Source organism: Gemmatimonadales bacterium, assembly GCA_036279355.1.
GTDB lineage: Bacteria > Gemmatimonadota > Gemmatimonadetes > Gemmatimonadales > GWC2-71-9 > DASQPE01.
Map to the genome: position 1 here is coordinate 128,761 of DASUJH010000051.1, position 14,596 is coordinate 143,356.

18 protein-coding genes, 3 tRNA genes and 1 rRNA gene are annotated in these 14,596 nt (G+C 69.2%); 14 read left to right on the top strand and 8 right to left on the bottom strand.

The window, feature by feature from the left end:
- Nucleotides 1-45: 45 nt before the first annotated feature.
- The 3 genes from VFW66_13145 to murI all read left to right on the top strand — a co-directional run bounded on the left by VFW66_13145 (nt 46) and on the right by murI (nt 1,556).
- Nucleotides 46-143, top strand: a tRNA-Sec gene (locus tag VFW66_13145).
- 67 nt (nt 144-210) lie between these two features.
- Entirely contained in the window at nt 211-738 is a 528-nt protein-coding gene (locus tag VFW66_13150) for a hypothetical protein (protein HEX5387646.1), read from the top strand.
- Nucleotides 735-1,556: a glutamate racemase gene (murI, locus tag VFW66_13155; protein HEX5387647.1), complete on the top strand. Its 822-nt coding sequence runs from the start codon at nt 735-737 to the stop codon at nt 1,554-1,556. The genes VFW66_13150 and murI overlap by 4 nt, the downstream gene beginning before the upstream one ends.
- Here the strand turns inward: murI and VFW66_13160 are convergent.
- A complete protein-coding gene (locus VFW66_13160; GenBank protein ID HEX5387648.1) occupies nt 1,504-2,295 on the bottom strand; it encodes a metallophosphoesterase in 792 nt (263 codons plus the stop codon). The two genes, murI and VFW66_13160, sit on opposite strands and share 53 nt — an antisense overlap.
- A gap of 24 nt (nt 2,296-2,319) precedes the next feature.
- On the opposite strand from VFW66_13160, the gene VFW66_13165 reads away from it, so the two are divergent.
- The 7 genes from VFW66_13165 (at nt 2,320) to VFW66_13195 (ending at nt 7,903) form a co-directional block, all read left to right on the top strand.
- A complete protein-coding gene (locus VFW66_13165) occupies nt 2,320-2,775 on the top strand; it encodes a thioesterase family protein (GenBank protein HEX5387649.1) in 456 nt (151 codons plus the stop codon).
- Nucleotides 2,772-4,871: a peptidylprolyl isomerase gene (locus VFW66_13170; GenBank protein HEX5387650.1), complete on the top strand. Its 2,100-nt coding sequence runs from the start codon at nt 2,772-2,774 to the stop codon at nt 4,869-4,871. Before VFW66_13165 ends, VFW66_13170 begins: the two co-directional genes overlap by 4 nt.
- 189 nt (nt 4,872-5,060) lie before the next feature.
- A complete protein-coding gene (locus VFW66_13175; protein ID HEX5387651.1) occupies nt 5,061-5,660 on the top strand; it encodes a hypothetical protein in 600 nt (199 codons plus the stop codon).
- A 7-nt stretch (nt 5,661-5,667) separates the two neighbouring features.
- Nucleotides 5,668-6,201 carry a DUF4136 domain-containing protein gene (locus VFW66_13180; protein ID HEX5387652.1) on the top strand — a complete coding sequence of 178 codons (534 nt, stop codon included), beginning with the start codon at nt 5,668-5,670 and terminating at the stop codon, nt 6,199-6,201.
- Nucleotides 6,195-6,560, top strand: a complete 366-nt coding sequence (locus VFW66_13185) for a hypothetical protein (GenBank protein ID HEX5387653.1) — start codon at nt 6,195-6,197, stop codon at nt 6,558-6,560. The genes VFW66_13180 and VFW66_13185 overlap by 7 nt, the downstream gene beginning before the upstream one ends.
- Nucleotides 6,561-6,572: 12 nt before the next feature.
- Nucleotides 6,573-7,283 (top strand): ribonuclease PH, encoded by a 711-nt coding sequence (gene rph, locus VFW66_13190; protein HEX5387654.1) that lies wholly within the window; start codon nt 6,573-6,575, stop codon nt 7,281-7,283.
- A complete protein-coding gene (locus VFW66_13195; protein HEX5387655.1) occupies nt 7,280-7,903 on the top strand; it encodes a non-canonical purine NTP pyrophosphatase in 624 nt (207 codons plus the stop codon). Before rph ends, VFW66_13195 begins: the two co-directional genes overlap by 4 nt.
- Here the strand turns inward: VFW66_13195 and VFW66_13200 are convergent.
- The 4 genes from VFW66_13200 to VFW66_13215 are packed head-to-tail and all read right to left on the bottom strand — an operon-like array spanning nt 7,797 to nt 11,431.
- Complete coding sequence (locus VFW66_13200; GenBank protein HEX5387656.1) at nt 7,797-9,044, bottom strand: hypothetical protein; 1,248 nt, start codon at nt 9,042-9,044, stop codon at nt 7,797-7,799. The two genes, VFW66_13195 and VFW66_13200, sit on opposite strands and share 107 nt — an antisense overlap.
- A gap of 4 nt (nt 9,045-9,048) precedes the next feature.
- Entirely contained in the window at nt 9,049-9,192 is a 144-nt protein-coding gene (locus tag VFW66_13205; protein ID HEX5387657.1) for a DUF5989 family protein, read from the bottom strand.
- A 23-nt stretch (nt 9,193-9,215) separates the two neighbouring features.
- Complete coding sequence (locus VFW66_13210) at nt 9,216-9,596, bottom strand: SxtJ family membrane protein (protein ID HEX5387658.1); 381 nt, start codon at nt 9,594-9,596, stop codon at nt 9,216-9,218.
- Nucleotides 9,593-11,431, bottom strand: a complete 1,839-nt coding sequence (locus VFW66_13215) for a carbamoyltransferase (protein HEX5387659.1) — start codon at nt 11,429-11,431, stop codon at nt 9,593-9,595. Before VFW66_13215 ends, VFW66_13210 begins: the two co-directional genes overlap by 4 nt.
- Nucleotides 11,432-11,650: 219 nt before the next feature.
- On the opposite strand from VFW66_13215, the gene VFW66_13220 reads away from it, so the two are divergent.
- Both VFW66_13220 and VFW66_13225 read left to right on the top strand, forming a co-directional pair.
- A tRNA-Pro gene (locus VFW66_13220) sits at nt 11,651-11,724 on the top strand.
- Nucleotides 11,725-11,857: 133 nt separating this feature from the next.
- Nucleotides 11,858-12,331 carry an MgtC/SapB family protein gene (locus VFW66_13225; protein ID HEX5387660.1) on the top strand — a complete coding sequence of 158 codons (474 nt, stop codon included), beginning with the start codon at nt 11,858-11,860 and terminating at the stop codon, nt 12,329-12,331.
- 12 nt (nt 12,332-12,343) lie between these two features.
- Here VFW66_13225 and VFW66_13230 read toward each other — a convergent pair whose 3' ends face one another.
- Complete coding sequence (locus tag VFW66_13230; protein HEX5387661.1) at nt 12,344-12,532, bottom strand: hypothetical protein; 189 nt, start codon at nt 12,530-12,532, stop codon at nt 12,344-12,346.
- Nucleotides 12,533-12,637: 105 nt separating this feature from the next.
- Between VFW66_13230 and VFW66_13235 the strand changes: the two genes are divergently transcribed.
- Nucleotides 12,638-12,711 (top strand) — tRNA-Arg (locus VFW66_13235).
- Here VFW66_13235 and VFW66_13240 read toward each other — a convergent pair.
- Together VFW66_13240 and VFW66_13245 are read right to left on the bottom strand one after the other, a co-directional pair.
- A complete protein-coding gene (locus VFW66_13240; GenBank protein HEX5387662.1) occupies nt 12,712-13,026 on the bottom strand; it encodes a hypothetical protein in 315 nt (104 codons plus the stop codon).
- A 73-nt stretch (nt 13,027-13,099) separates the two neighbouring features.
- On the bottom strand, nt 13,100-13,621 hold the full coding sequence (locus VFW66_13245; GenBank protein HEX5387663.1) for a ferritin-like domain-containing protein: 522 nt from the start codon (nt 13,619-13,621) through the stop codon (nt 13,100-13,102).
- 571 nt (nt 13,622-14,192) lie between these two features.
- On the opposite strand from VFW66_13245, the gene VFW66_13250 reads away from it, so the two are divergent.
- A 16S ribosomal RNA gene (locus tag VFW66_13250) occupies nt 14,193-14,596 on the top strand; the annotation flags it as partial.

The following is a 14,596-nucleotide window of genomic DNA, read 5'->3' on the forward strand; positions in this document are numbered from 1 at the left end:
GCCGGCCTGCGAGCCCGGTAGTGTGTGCACCGCGTGATACATGACGGGGGCGGATCTGGACTGGTGTCCGGGCCGGTCTTCAAAACCGCGATGGAGACGCCATCGGCGGCTCCGGTGGGTTCGATTCCCACACGCTCCCGCCACGCGGGCGTATGCAACCCATGGTGCGGACGGCGCTCAACCCGTGTTGCACTCGCCGCGCTCCTTGCCTTGTGCGTCGCCCCGGTCACACTCGCCGCGCAGGACACGAGCACGGTGCGCGTCGACAGCGCGCGCGCCGACAGCGCGCGCGTCGATAGCCTCCGCAGCGACAGCCTGTCTGCCACCGCGGCCGACACCGCCGCCGTCCGGCTTCCCGATTCCCTCGGCGTGCTCCGCGTCTCGCCGGGTGCCGCGCTCTGGCGCTCGCTCCTCCTCCCCGGATGGGGGCAGCTCAAGCTCGGCCACCATTTCGCGGCGGGATTCTTTATCGCCGCTGAAGCGGTGACGCTCGGCATGAGCATCAAGACGAGCCGTGACCTGAGTCAGCTGCGGCAGAGCGGGGCCGACAGCGTGACGATCGACTCCAAGTCGCAGAGCCGCGAGGATTGGCTCGTATTGCTCGCGGTGAACCACCTGCTCGCCGGGCTCGAGGCGTTCGTCGCCGCCCATCTGTCGGATTTCCCGGCGGAGCTCAAGCTTCGCCGCACACCCCGCGGGATGGACGCGGGATTCTCGCTGCCGGTGCGCGTGCCGTGACGGCGGACGTCGCGGCGCCCGTCGGCATCTTCGATTCCGGCATCGGGGGCCTCACCGTCACCCGCGCGATCTACGACTGCCTGCCGGCGGAGTCCACGCTCTACTTCGGCGATACGGCGCGGGTGCCGTACGGGCCCAAGTCGCCCGAGACCGTCCGCCGCTACAGCCGCGAAATTCTCGATTGGCTCCTCACGCAGGGCGTGAAAGCGGTCGTCGTCGCCTGCAACACGAGCACCGCGCATGCGCTCGACGCGTTGCGCGCCGCGTCACCGGTGCCGGTGGTCGGCGTCATCGGACCGGGGGCACGCGCGGCCGTCCGCGCGGCGCGCGGCGGTCCGATCGGCGTGATCGGCACCGCCGGCACGATCGCGAGCGATGCCTACGCGCGCGCCATCCATGCGGTGGCGCCCGGCATCCGCGTGGAGCAGCGCGCCTGTCCGCTGTTCGTCCCGCTCGTCGAGGAGGGATGGTTCGATCACCCGGCCGCCGAGCTCGTGGCGCGCGAATATGTGGCGCCGCTCTCCCGCGCCGGCGTGGACACGCTGGTGCTCGGCTGCACCCACTATCCGCTGCTCAAGCCGCTCCTGCAGCGGGTGATGGGGCCCGAGGTCGTGCTGATCGACAGCGCGGAGGAAACGGCCGGCGAGTTGTCACGCGTGCTTGCGAAGCGCGGTCTCGCCTCGCGCGAGTCCATGGCGGCGGCTATCACGCACCGCTTCACCGTGAGCGACGACGAGGCGCGGTTCCGGCAGGTCGGCGCCCGCTTCATCGGCGATCGCCTGGCGGAATCGCCGGTGACGGTGGTTCCGCTGGGTTGAACTGGCGCAGCTCGGCGCCGCGCGCAGTCGCAATCGCGTAGCGGAAGCCGTCGAACCAGGCGCCCGGATTGAGATACTGCCGTCCCGGCGCCGGCTCGCACAGCACTGGCCGGTGGGTGTGACCCAGCACGATGAGTCCAAGCTCGGGCCGCTCGGCGAGCGTGCGCTCGGCCCAGGCTTGCTGCTGGGCCACGGCGCGGTCCACGGTGGGGCCTTCGGTGCCGTGGTCGCCCAGCCGCGCGCTCAGCGCGTCCACCAGCGGAATGCCCAGCTCGGGATGCAGCGCGCGATACGCAGCCGAGGCCAGCCGGCTGCTCACGAGCCGGTGCAGCAGGCCCGAGCGCAGCCGCCCATATCCGATGCCGTCTCCATGCAGCGCGAGTCCCCGGCGATCGCCGACCGAGAACTCGAGCCGGTCGGGCGCAAAGTGGAGCCCGACGTCGCGCTGCCAGAACGCGCGCCCCCAGCGGTCGTGGTTGCCGCCCACCATGAGCACCGGCATCCGCCGCGCGAGCTGCGCCAACGCCGCCGCGGCGCGGAACCCCCCGCGCGGGATGACACGCTCGTAGGCGAACCAGAATTCGAATAGATCGCCGTTCACGAGCAGCGAATCGCCCAGCCTCGGGACGAGATCCAGAAAATCGAGCAGTACGGCTTCGACCCGGCGTGGTGCGTCACGGCCGGGGAATGCGTATCCGAGATGGGCGTCGGAGATGATGACGAGGGCGTCTCCCAGCACGGGCGGAAACATGCCGAGGACGGGATGAGCGGGCAAGCGGAGCGGATCGCGGTATCCGAGACCTTCGTGCGGGTGAACTACTCGGAAACCGATCAAATGGGTGTGGTCTACCACGCCCGCTATCTCGTGTGGCTCGATGTGGCGCGCTGCGAGCACCTCCGCCTCACCGGGCTCAGCTATCGCGAGCTCGAGGCGAGCGGGCTCCGGCTCGCGGTGGGCGATCTCGCGATCCGCTACCGCAACGCCGCGCACTACGACGATCGGATCCGCGTGCGCTGCTGGGTGCGCGACGTCGCGTCGCGCCGGATCGGATTCGGCTATGCGGTCGATCGCATCGACCAGCCGGCCGATGCCGGCCAGTTGCTCGCGACGGCCACCGTCACGCTCTTTCCCCTCGATCGGACGATGGCGCTCACTCGGCTGCCCGACGAGCTGGCCCGCCGGCTCACCGCTGTGCCTGATCCCGTGCGCGTCACGTGAGCGGTGCGGCGGCACGCGGCCGCGGGCGAGGTACGCTGCGCCATCTTGCCGCGGCCGCCCTCGCATTGCTCGGCTCGAGTAGCGCGGTGGCCGCGCCGCTCGGCGCGCAGTCGGCGAATTCTGGTCGGGCGGACAGGGTCGGGCAGCTCGCGGCGCTGCTCGCCGCGGAAGATGCGCGAGCATACGACGCGGCCCTCTTGAGCCGCGGGGTGCAAAGCCCCGCCCCGCTCGTGCGCCGGCACGCCGCGCTGGCCATCGGTCGGATCGGCGACAGGCGCGGCACGCACCTCCTCGTTCCGCTCCTCACCGATCCCGACACCGCGGTCGGCGCCGACGCGGCGTTCGCGCTCGGGCTGCTGCGGGACACGGCGGCGGTACCGGCGCTGGCCCGCCGCCTCTTCCGCGCGCCATTCCGCGATGCGGCCGAGTCGGCGGAGGCGGCGACGGCGATCGCCCGCATCGGCGGCGGCGACGCGGCTGCCGCGGTTGCCCGCTTGCTCAGCCGCACCCGGCCCGTGCCTCGCGCCGCCATCGCCGCGGCGCTCCTCGAGGCATGGCGCCTCGAGGAGGCCGCTCCGATCCCCCAGCTTCTCCGCTACTCGCGCTCGCCCTCGGATGCGTTGCGGTGGCGCGCCGTCTACTCACTCGCTCGGCTTCGCGCGCCCGCGGCGGCGCTCGACCTGGCGGCGGCGCTCGACGATCGCCTCGCACGCGTACGCGCGCTTGCCGCCCGCGCGCTTGTGCGGCGGTTCGTAACCGAATCGGGGCTCGACGCCGCCGACGTGAGCGCAAAGCTCGCGCGCCTTACTGCGGACGATGACCCCGGCGTCCGCATCCACGCCATGCTCGCGCTGGCCACGTACGCGGACTCGGGCTTCGGGCCGGTGGTCGCGCCGGGTCTCGACGACTCGTTTCCGAATGCGCGCGTCGCTGCCGCCACGGCCCTTGGCCGGCTCGGCGGCACGGTGGCGGTCCACGCCCTCGCGGCCGCAGCACACGATTCCGTGCAACCCTGGGCGGTGCGCCGTGAGGCTCTCCTCGCCCTCGCGCATTCGGACACGGCGGCATTCGCCGTGGCGGCGCGGGATTGGACTGCGAGCGGCGATTGGCGCGACCGCGCCGCCGCCGCCGAGGGCTGGGTCGAGTCCGGCGGCACCGCGCGTGCCGGTACCGGCGAACCCGCGTGGCTCCGCGATCCCGATTCGCGCGTCGTCGCCTGGGGACTGCAAGCCTGGACTGGCGCGGTGGAAGGTCCCGATCCTGTGCTCGTGGCCGTCGCGCGGCCGCGCCTTGCCGCCCCCGATGCCGCCGTGCGAAGCCTCGCCGCCGACGTCCTCGCCCGGGCAGCGGATCCGCGCGACGTCCCCGCGCTCATCGCCGCGTATCACGCGGCAAAACGTGACTCGTTTCCCGAGGCGGCACTTTCCGCGCTCAGTGCACTCGCTGCCATCGCGAAAACGTCCGACTCCGCGGCGGCAGCGCTCCGCGAGGGCTTCGTCGCGGACGTGCCGGGGCCGGAGAACTACCTCCTGCGCGCGTGGGCGGAGCGCAATTGGCCGGCGCTCGCCGAACGTTGGGGTCCCGCGCATCCGATCGCCACCGGACGCGATGCATCGGCCTACCAGTCCATCGTCCGCCGATTCATCGTGGGCGCGGCATCGAAACGCCTCCTCCGAGTTGCGTTCGAGACGGAGGAGCGCGGCACCTTCACCGTTGAGCTGCTCGGCGCGGACGCGCCGCTCACCGCCGCACACTTCCTCGAGCTGGTGGACGCGGGATTCTTCGACGGCAACCGCTGGCACCGCGTTGTCCCCGACTTCGTGATCCAGGACGGCGATCCCCGCGGCGACGGATGGGGCGGCCCGCCCGGCGCGATCCGAGACGAGATCAACCGCGTGCGCTACGACGGGCCGGTCCTCGGCATGGCGCTCTCCGGTCCCGACACCGGCAACAGCCAGTGGTTCGTCAACCTGAGCCCGCAGCCGCATCTGGACGGCAGCTACACCGTCTTCGGACGGGTGGTGGACGCCACCGCGTCGGCGCTCTACGACCTCACCCAGGGCGATCGAATCATCGCCGTCCGCCGCCTCCCATGAGCGGCGCTCGAATGCTTGTTTCGCCCCCGCGGCCCGGGTAGCTTCGCTCCGATCCGCGCCCGTGCGCACCCCGGACCCGAGCGATACTTGTTGACACCGAAACGTTTAGCTCTCTATCTTGGCCTATTCGCCATCATCGCGGGATGCCATTCGGCGCCGGGGCCGATCGTGCCGGAGTCGGCCGAGCCCGTGTCCGCCGAGCAGGTGGCGGCGTGGGTCCGCCCGACGGTACCCTCCGCGCCGCAACTGCTGCGCTTCAAGTGGCTGTTCCGCGATCAGCGCTCGAGTGCCGGCGGCCGCGGAAGCGCGCGGGTGGAGCCGCCGGATTCGCTGCGGTTCGACGTCGCCGGCCCTTTCGGCAGTGGGGCCAGTGCCGCTGCGGTGGTCGGCGACTCCGCCCTCTGGGTGCAGCCTGAGGATGCCATCAAGAAACTCGTTCCCAACTATCCCCTCATGTGGGCGCTCCTGGGCGTCGCCAGGATGCCCGATGCCGGCGCCGAGCTCCGCGGCCTCACCCACGCCGACCTTACGGCCTGGCAGTACGTGCACGGCCCCGACACCGTCGAGTATTCCCGCACGAGCGGCACGCCGGTGAAGTTCCGCGCGGACGTGCGTTCCGCGGGCAAGATCGTCGGCCGGGTCGAGACGACCCTTGGTCCCGACGGCCTGCCGGCGACATCACGCCTCACGGTGCCGTCGGCGCCGGCCCGGCTCGATCTGACCTTCACGAAGACTTCCAGGACCGATCCGTTTGCGCCGGACATCTGGTCACCGCCGGCCAAGCACTGATCAGCGCGTGCCGAAGCTCGTGCCCGCCGCGGGTTGGCTCGCGCCGGCGGCATTGCGGGTGGTTGCGGTCTCGGTGGTGGTCGCGCTGGCCGGTTGCGCGTACGGTTTTGCGGGCGGCGGGCTGCCGCCCGACATCCGGACCGTTGCCGTGCTGCCGTTCGATAACCTGACGCCCGAACCTACCCTCACGCAGGAAGTGCAGGATGCCGTGCGGCAAGCGATGCAGAACCGACTCGGTCTGCGGCCGGCCGGCGAGAGCTCCGCAGATGCCATCGTCCGGGGCGTGATCTCCCGCTACGAGCCGGATCTGCCCATTTCGTACAACGGCACGCAGAACAATCAGGTGGACGTGAACCGCCGGTTGGTCCAGATCGTCGTCTCGGTGGAGATCGTGAGCCAGAAGAAGAACAAGACAATCTGGCAGCGGCAGGGACTCACACTCCAGGGCGACTACGCGCCAGGCCAGGAGACGGAAGGCCGCAGCAAGGCATACGATCAGTTGCAGACCAATATCGTCGAGGGAGCGCAATCTCAATGGTGACGATCGCGGATCGGAACCGCCGGGGCGCCGGCAGCCTCGGGTGCCTGCTGTCGCTGCTCGTTCTGGTCATCGCCCTTTACTACGGTGTCAACATCGGCGAGGTGTACTGGCGGTACTACCAACTGGTCGACGAGATGCAGGTGAACGCGCGCGTGGCACCCGGCATCACCGACGACGTGATCCAGCGGCGCCTCGACGCCAAGGTGGGCGACATCTTCGGGCCCGGCCGCCGAATTCCTTTCCGGATCATCCGCGGCAGCCGCGACTTCGTCGTCCAGGCGCAGTACCGCGACAGCGTGAGCCTGCCATTGTTCAAGCACACCTTCGTGCTCCGGCCCCGCGCCGAAGAGCCGCTCTGATCGGAGCCGGTTCTGCCGCGTCCCGACGGAAGAGCGAACGACCAGCTCCGCCCGCTGGTGCTGGAGCGCGGCGCCAATCCCTACGCCGAAGGATCCTGCCTGATCCGCACGGGCGGAACCCTCGTCCATTGCACGGCAAGCGTGGCCGAGGGTGTGCCGCCGTTCAAGAAGGGCAGCGGCGAGGGATGGGTCACCGCCGAGTACGCCATGCTCCCCCGCGCGACGCAGGAACGCACTCCCCGGGAGCGCAGTGGCCCGGGTGGTCGGACGCATGAGATCCAGCGGCTCATCGGTCGCTCGCTCCGCGCCGCGATGTCGAGCATGACGTTTGGCGAATACACCATCCGGGTGGATTGCGACGTCCTGCAGGCCGACGGCGGCACCCGGACCGCCAGCATCACCGGTGGGTGTGTGGCACTCGCCGACGCGTGCGCCTGGCTCGCGGCGCAGACCGGCGCCCCTTCGCCCTTCGGCCGGCTCGTGGGCGCCGTCTCGGTCGGCATGGTCGATGCGGAGCTCCGACTCGACCTCGCCTATCTCGAGGACCGGGACGCGGGCGTCGACTTCAACGTCGTGATGCTCGAGCCGGACGATTTCGTCGAAGTGCAGGGGACCGGCGAGCACGGCACCTTCTCCCGCGCCGAGCTCCGCGCCCTCGTAGATCTCGCCGAGCGCGGCATCGCCGATCTCTTTGCTGCCCAGCGCCGCGCCCTGGGCTGGTGAAACTCCTCGTCGCCACCCGAAGCGTTGGCAAGCAGCGCGAGGTGCGCCGCCTCCTCGCCCCGCTTGACCTGGAGCCGACGTTTCCCGACGATCTCGGCATTCCGATCGACCCCGCGGAGGACGCCCTGGAGCTCGGCGAGACGTACGCCGAGAACGCGCGCGCCAAGGCCGAGTACTTTGCCCGTCGCACCTTCCTTCCCACAGTGGCCGACGATTCTGGCCTCGAGGTGATCGCGCTGGGCGGCGCTCCCGGCGTCCGGTCGAAACGCTGGGCGCTCGACGCGCTCGGCGCCGCCTCCCTCCACGGTAGCGCGCTCGACGACGCGAACAACGCGGCGTTGCTCGCCCGGCTGGCCGGCGCGCCGCCATCCCGGCGGCTCGCACGCTATCGCTGCGTACTCGCCTACCTCCCGGCGCCCACCGCGCCGGCAGAGCTGTTCGAGGGGGCCTGCGCGGGCACGCTGCTCGAGGAGCCGCGCGGCAGCCGCGGGTTCGGATACGATCCGCTTTTCTTCAGCGCGGATCTGGGGAAGACCTTTGGGGAAGCCGAGGACGCCGAGAAAGACGCGGTAAGTCACCGGGGGCGGGCATGGCGGGCGCTCGCGGCTCGCCTCCGGTAATCGCGCGCGTGAGCGCCGGCCGCTCGAGAATCGCGGCGGCCAGATGGTCGGCCGCCAACGCGTGCGCGGCCGCGCTCCAGTGCCAATCGTGCCGAAATCGATAGATCGGCCGTCCGGCAGCGGTGCGTTCGAGCAGCGGCAGCGGATCGTAGACCGGGATGTTGAGCCGCGCGCAGAACGCCGCAACCGAGTCGTTGAGCTCGTGGTCGGAGGCGGAAAAGTCGCCGGAATCCTCCTGCCCCGCGATCAGCATGACGATCATCGGCACGCCGCCTGTCGTGGTGAGCGAATCCAGGGCGGTGAGCTCGCTGTCGATCGCGGCCAGGTACTCGGTCGCCCCACCGGCCGCCGGGTGCGCCCCCGGCTCCGGACTTGCCGCGGGACGATGCTCGAGGTTGGTCAGCCAGTCGTATACCGCATACGCCGCCTTGAACGCGTATGCCCCGACGTAGAAGTGCTGGTCCAGCCAGAAATCGAGCGACTTGACCCAGGGGCGATGCATGCGGGAGTAGAGCAGCCCGTCGGACACGCCCTTCACGTCCTCGGCCTCGTCCTGCTTGACGATGTAGCCATCCACCAGCATGAACGGGTCGCGCAGCCGGCTCTGCGCTTCGGCGAAGAGCCCGACCACGAGCAACCGCGGCCGTATGCGGGGTATCAGCGCATCGGCGGTGGCGCGCATCTGCCGCAGACTGTAGCCGGGGACCCCGGCGTTGACGACCCGGACTCCGGAAAACCGGCCGTCCTGCTGCCTGAGGTCGGCCTGCAGGCGGGCCGGCCACGTAGAATCAGCCTCCACGCCGGTGCCGGCCGTAAACGAATCGCCGATCGCGAGCAGCCGCGGGTCGTCCGCGTCGGTCGTGTCAATCGGACCGCTGCGCAACCCCAACGCATTGGTTGCAAGCGTGACCTGGTAGTCGAGCTGAGTGACCTTGCGCACGAGGTTGGGGGCGAACGCGTAGCCCCGCGCCGAATCGGTCCGCCACGCGGCGCGCATCTGGTCGAGCGAGCCCTGCGCCACGTATCCCGGCCGCGGCAGCAGCCAGCGGCAGGCGAGCTCCGAGAGGCCAAGGCTTACCAGTACGCACAGCGCCAGGAGCGCCGCGACCGCCCGTCGCGGCGTTCGAGCCTGATTGGGCACGCGCTCAGAACACCGTGTAAATGAACGGCGCGAGCGCGGAGCCCTGCGCGAACACGAGAATGGCGCCCACGATGAACAGCGTGAGCACGAGGGGCACGAGCCACCACTTTCTCCGCACGCGCATGAACTCCCACAGTTCGCGCGTCAAGCTCGAGTCCTGCACGCTGCCTCCTAGAATTGGCGTCTGAGGTCGCTGCGCCGCTTGTCGGCCGCTCGCGCGATCCAGTAGCTGCCGTCCGGCGCTCCGTGCGCCAGCGGGTTGCCGCCGAACGCGCGCCGGAGCACGCCGACCGGCGTCAACACGACGAAGTACAGAATGCCCATGGCGATGGGCGACGTGACCTTCGAGAGCGCCGCGCCGAAGCCCATCCACACTCGCTGCACCGGGCCGAGCCGCGTCGGAATCAGCGCCGCGCCCGCCACCAGCGCCGCGCCGAGCGCCCCTCCGACCTCCGCCGCGGGAAACCGTCCACGCCACCAGAGCAGCGCCCCCAACGCGAGAAACGCCGCACCCAGCACGAGGCCGAACTTGCGTCCGTCGGCCGCCGTCAATCGAGCTGGAACTCGCGCTGCCATTCGAGGCCACCCTTGTACGCTGGTTGGTCCCGCTTCTCGAGCAGGTACGGCCCGAGCACGAGCAAATCGATTTCGGTGCGCATGAAGCACTGGTACGCGTCGGCCGGCGTACACACGATCGGCTCGCCGCGGACGTTGAACGACGTATTGACGAGCACCCCGCAGCCGGTGAGCCGCTCAAAGGCGCGAATGAGATCGTAGTAGTCGGGGTTCGTGTGGTGCGTGACCGTCTGCACCCGCGCCGAGTAGTCGATGTGGGTGATCGCCGGCAGGTCCGAGCGCACCACGTTGAGCTGATCGATGCCCCAGAGCGCCTGCTGCGCGTCGGTCATCGGGATCTGGCGCTCCCGCCTGACCGGCGCGACGAGGAGCATGTACGGGGAGTCGCTGTCGAGCTCGAAGTACTCGCTCACGCGCTCGCGGAGCACGCTGGGCGCGAACGGCCGGAAGCCCTCCCGGAACTTGATCTTGAGATTCATCTGCGCCTGCATGCGGGGGCTTCGCGGGTCGCCTAGGATACTCCGCGCCCCGAGCGCGCGCGGGCCGAATTCCATCCGGCCGTTGAACCAGCCCACAATTCGCTCGTCCGCCAGCTCTCGTGCGACCCGGTCCAGCAACTCGTCCCGGTCGAGCCGCGTCGCGACGGCGTTGGATGCCGCGAGAAAGCGTTCGATCTCATCCGGCGAGAATTCGGGGCCGAGATATGACCCCCGCATGGCGTCGCGCCCCGGCGTCACGCGCCGCGGTTTCCCGTGGACTCGATGGTGGATGAGCTGCGCCACGCCGAGCGCCCCGCCGGCATCGCCCGAGGCGGGCTGGATCCAGATCGCGTCGAAAGGCCCCTCCCGCAGAAGCCGCCCGTTGGCCACGCAGTTGAGCGCCACGCCGCCGGCGAGGCAAAGCCGCGAGAGCCCGGTCTCCCGGTGCACCGTGCGCCCAAGCCGGAGCACCACTTCCTCGCACACGACCTGGACCGAGCGCGCGAGATCCATCTCCTTCTGCGTCAGCTTCGATTCGGGCACCCGCGGCGGCCCACCGAACAGCCGACTGAAGGCACCGTTCGTCATCGTGAGGCCACCCAGGTAATTGAAGTACGCTTGGTTCAGTCGGAACGAGCCGTCCTCGCGCAGGTCGATCAGCTCCCGAAGAATCAGATCCACGTACTTGGGCCGCCCGTAGGGGGCCAAGCCCATCACCTTGTACTCACCGGAGTTCACCTTGAACCCGGTGTAGTAGGTGAACGCGGAGTAGAGCAGCCCGAGCGAATCGGGCCAGTGGAGTTCTTTGAGGATCTCGAGATCGGCTCCGCGTCCCACCCCGTACGACGTCGTCGCCCACTCTCCGACGCCGTCCATCGTGAGGATCGCGGCCTCCTCGAACGGTGACGGAAAGAACGCGCTCGCCGCATGCGATTCGTGGTGCTCGGCGTAGAAGATCGGCCCCTCGTAGCGGCCGAGCGACGCGCGGAGATCGCGGTGGGTGAAGATCTTCTCCTTGATCCAGAGCGGGCCGGCCTTGAGGAACGACGGCACCCCCCGCGGCGCAATGCCGAGGTAGGTTTCGAGGATCCGCTCAAACTTGAGGAGGGGCTTGTCATAGAAGCCGGCAGCGGCCACATCCTGGGGCTCGATGCCCGCAGATTGTAGACAGTACGCCACAGCGTGGGTGGGGAAGGAGGCATCGCCCTTCTTCCGCGTGAAGCGCTCCTCCTGCGCTGCGGCGAGGATCTCCCCGTCGCGCAGCAGGCAGGCCGCGCTGTCGTGGTAGTACGCAGAGATGCCCAACACGTACGACCCGGCGGCTCCGTTCAAGGCGCCTCCTCTCGGCGGCGGTGTCGCCTGGGCGGCGCGCCCGGGCGGAGGTCGGTCGAGCAATTGCTGCTTGTCGTCCTGGTCTGGCGACGGAGCGGTTCGCAACGTGTATGCCCGCGGCCAGCAACGAAGTTGGGCGACGGTGCCGGATTGGACAAGGCGCTGCTGGCCGGACCCGCATGGGCTGGCTATGTTGACCCGGGTTTCTCTCCGTCTTGACGGGGTGTGGCGCAGTCCGGTAGCGCGCCTGCTTTGGGCGCAGGAGGTCCCGGGTTCGAATCCCGGCGCCCCGATCCACGGCCGTATACGCACCGGCGTGCGTGGTAGCTGTGGCTTTCCGCGGACGAGAGAGCCGTGTGAGGAATAATATGAAAACGCTTGCGCGGAGCATCGTGGTCCTTGCGGCCGGGAACGGCTGAGCCGTCCATGGATGTCGGAGAAATAGCTCTGCGACTCGGTGCGGCGGTCGTCGTCGGCAGCGCCATCGGCCTGAATCGCGACCTGCGGGAGAAGCCCGCCGGGCTCCGCACGCACGCGCTCGTGACGATGGGCGCGGCGCTCGTCACCCTTACGGCCTATGGCTTGGCCGAGGCGTCCGGGCGCTCCGACCCGGAGCCGGCCTCGCGCGCCATGCAGGGCGTCATCACCGGCATCGGATTCCTGGGCGCTGGCGTCATCCTGCGGCCCGAAGGGGGCCGGACCGTCCGGGGTCTCACGACCGCCGCATCGATCTGGCTCGCGGCGGCTCTCGGGATCGCCTGCGGTGCCGGCCTCTGGCCAGCCGTGCTGATCGCCACCGCGCTCATGTTGTTGGTGTTGATCGGTGGGCGGCCGGTCGAGCGGTTTCTCCACAGGGCGCTGGGCCGCGACAAGAGCGGGCGCGAAGACCGGTCCGGCTAAGATCGAAGGCGTTCAGCCGCCGGCATGCTCGCCACCGTGCTGCAGCTCGCGCTCCCGCTCGTCACGGATCTGTTGCTCGATCTTCTCGTTCATGCTGGCGGAGCACCGATGGCGCGCCCGTACGATACCGCAGCTGGCCCAGTCGTGCGGGGCCGTCATGGGACACTCGGGCGTGGCTTTGTGCTGGGTAAGGTCGGGCATGGCGGCGCAATATAGCGCGCCCCAGGCTCGACCGCCGTCCGGGGCGCCGCTACGTTCCACTGGAAATGCCGGCGTGCAAATCCGCCTTCGCCGGCACTCACTGAGGCGCCCGTAGCTCAGTTGGATAGAGCAACAGCCTTCTAAGCTGTGGGTCCCAGGTTCGAATCCTGGCGGGCGCGCTACTTCCCCCAGTGCTTCTCCAGCTCGTTCTCCTTCTTACCGCGCCCGCGGGATGCGGTCTTACCCTCGGTGCCGCGTGAGCCAGGTGGCGCCGTCCCTTCCGCGGTCTGGTCCTCGGGTCCCGCTGTATCGCGTGCCGACGATGGAGTGTTGCGCGCCTCGTCCTGGTGCGCTTCGATGTACTCGCGGGCCGCGTCGCTCCGGCTGGGGTCCAGGGCGCTTGCCCGGATCGAGGCTTCCTGCTGTTCTTCACCGAACCCGGCAATCTCCTCGTTCCTAAGCGGCGCGTCGCCGCTCTTGCGCTTGCGTGGCATACTCGCTCCTTGGCTCGCGGTTCGCCGGATCGATGATACCTGGGCCGCCTGCCGCGCAGGCGGCCAGGTGATGCTACCGCGCCGATCGCCCCTGAGCGGGCTGCTCGGCGTCGCGGTTGACCACCGACTCCGCGATGCGCGTGAGCTTCTGGTCGGTCTCCTCTTCCTCGTTCAATGTCTGGCCCAGCAGGTCGTGAATCTGGCTCTGACCCAGCAGCTCGGCGTAGGTCGCGAGGCAGCCGTAGGTGGCGATCTCGTAGTGCTCCACCTTCTGGGCCGCACCGATGAGCGCGGCGTCGACAACGTCGGGAGGCGCATCGCCGTGCATCAGCTTGTTGCCTTCCTCGATAATCCCTGCCATGCCCTCGCACTTGCGCCCCTTGGCGGGCATCCCGAGGATCTGGAACACCTGATCGAGGCGCCTGATGTGGCCCTCGGTCTGCCGAAGGTGCTCCTCGAACGCCTGCTGCAAGGCAGGGTGGGTGGCGGCCTGCGCCATCTTGGGCAGGGCCTTCACGATCTGGTGCTCGGCGTCATAGATGTCCGGCAGCTCGTGGACGAAGAGGTCGCTGAGCGAGTTTAGTTTGGTAGCCATCGTGGATTCCTTATCGGCGTGTGCGGGTGGTTCGTTGCGGCGCTCGACTTGGAGCACAAATGGCCGGGGCCGAGGGGGCCCGGCCGGCCGTCGTGGCCCGAGCCGGCGAAGGGAGCTACGGTAGGGCGCCGGCCTGTCGGCAACAGTGTCCGCCGTCACCGGAGGCTGAGCGGCGCCGGCAGGTGTACAGGGGTTGCCTGCCCCTGGACGGGCGATTACAATTGGCCTCCTCCCGCCGCCGCGATTCCTGACGCAAGTGGGTAGTAGGGCAGCAGTTGGGGGCACGCTGCCGGCGGGGGCCAGGGGTTGACCAGACTGTTCGATCCTGTTACATTACTTGGCTGTCGGAAAACCTGGCTCGGTTTCCAACTCGGGTGGGAGTTTCCGGTTTCATAAGCAGCAGCGGCTCTAGGCCGCAGCTCTTTGACAAGTGAAGTGAGTGAGCGTGAAGGGGGTGCGGACCCTATCGCCCTATCGGACACAGAGGCCGGTTGGGTGGGGTAGCAAACTCTGTCATTTGTGATTCGGACGACACAACCAAGTCGTTCAGATCGAGCTACATCAAGCTTTTCTCTTGGAGAGTTTGATCCTGGCTCAGGACGAACGCTGGCGGCGTGCCTAACACATGCAAGTCGAACGGGGCCGGGGGCAACTCCGGTTCAGTGGCGAACGGGTGCGTAACACGTGAGGAAGTTGTCCATCGGCGGGGGATAGCCGGCCCAACGGCCGGGTAATACCGCGTACGACCGCTTCGGGGCATCTCGAGGTGGTGAAAGCAGCAATGCGCCGATGGAGGCCCTCGCGGCCTATCAGCTAGTTGGTGAGGTCATGGCTCACCAAGGCGACGACGGGTAGCTGGTCTGAGAGGATGGCCAGCCACATTGGGACTGAGACACGGCCCAGACTCCTACGGGAGGCAGCAGTGGGGAATCTTGCGCAATGGGCGAAAGCCTGACGCAGCGACGCCGCGTGTGG

Bases quoted from the DNA above. Each gene is read 5' to 3' on its own strand.
- VFW66_13165 (HEX5387649.1), top strand. From the start codon at position 2,320: ATGAGCGGGCAAGCGGAGCGGATCGCGGTATCCGAGACCTTCGTGCGG.
- VFW66_13185 (HEX5387653.1), top strand. From the start codon at position 6,195: ATGGTGACGATCGCGGATCGGAACCGCCGGGGCGCCGGCAGCCTCGGG.
- VFW66_13225 (HEX5387660.1), top strand. From the start codon at position 11,858: ATGGATGTCGGAGAAATAGCTCTGCGACTCGGTGCGGCGGTCGTCGTC.
- VFW66_13230 (HEX5387661.1), bottom strand. From the start codon at position 12,532: ATGCCCGACCTTACCCAGCACAAAGCCACGCCCGAGTGTCCCATGACG.
- VFW66_13240 (HEX5387662.1), bottom strand. From the start codon at position 13,026: ATGCCACGCAAGCGCAAGAGCGGCGACGCGCCGCTTAGGAACGAGGAG.
- VFW66_13245 (HEX5387663.1), bottom strand. From the start codon at position 13,621: ATGGCTACCAAACTAAACTCGCTCAGCGACCTCTTCGTCCACGAGCTG.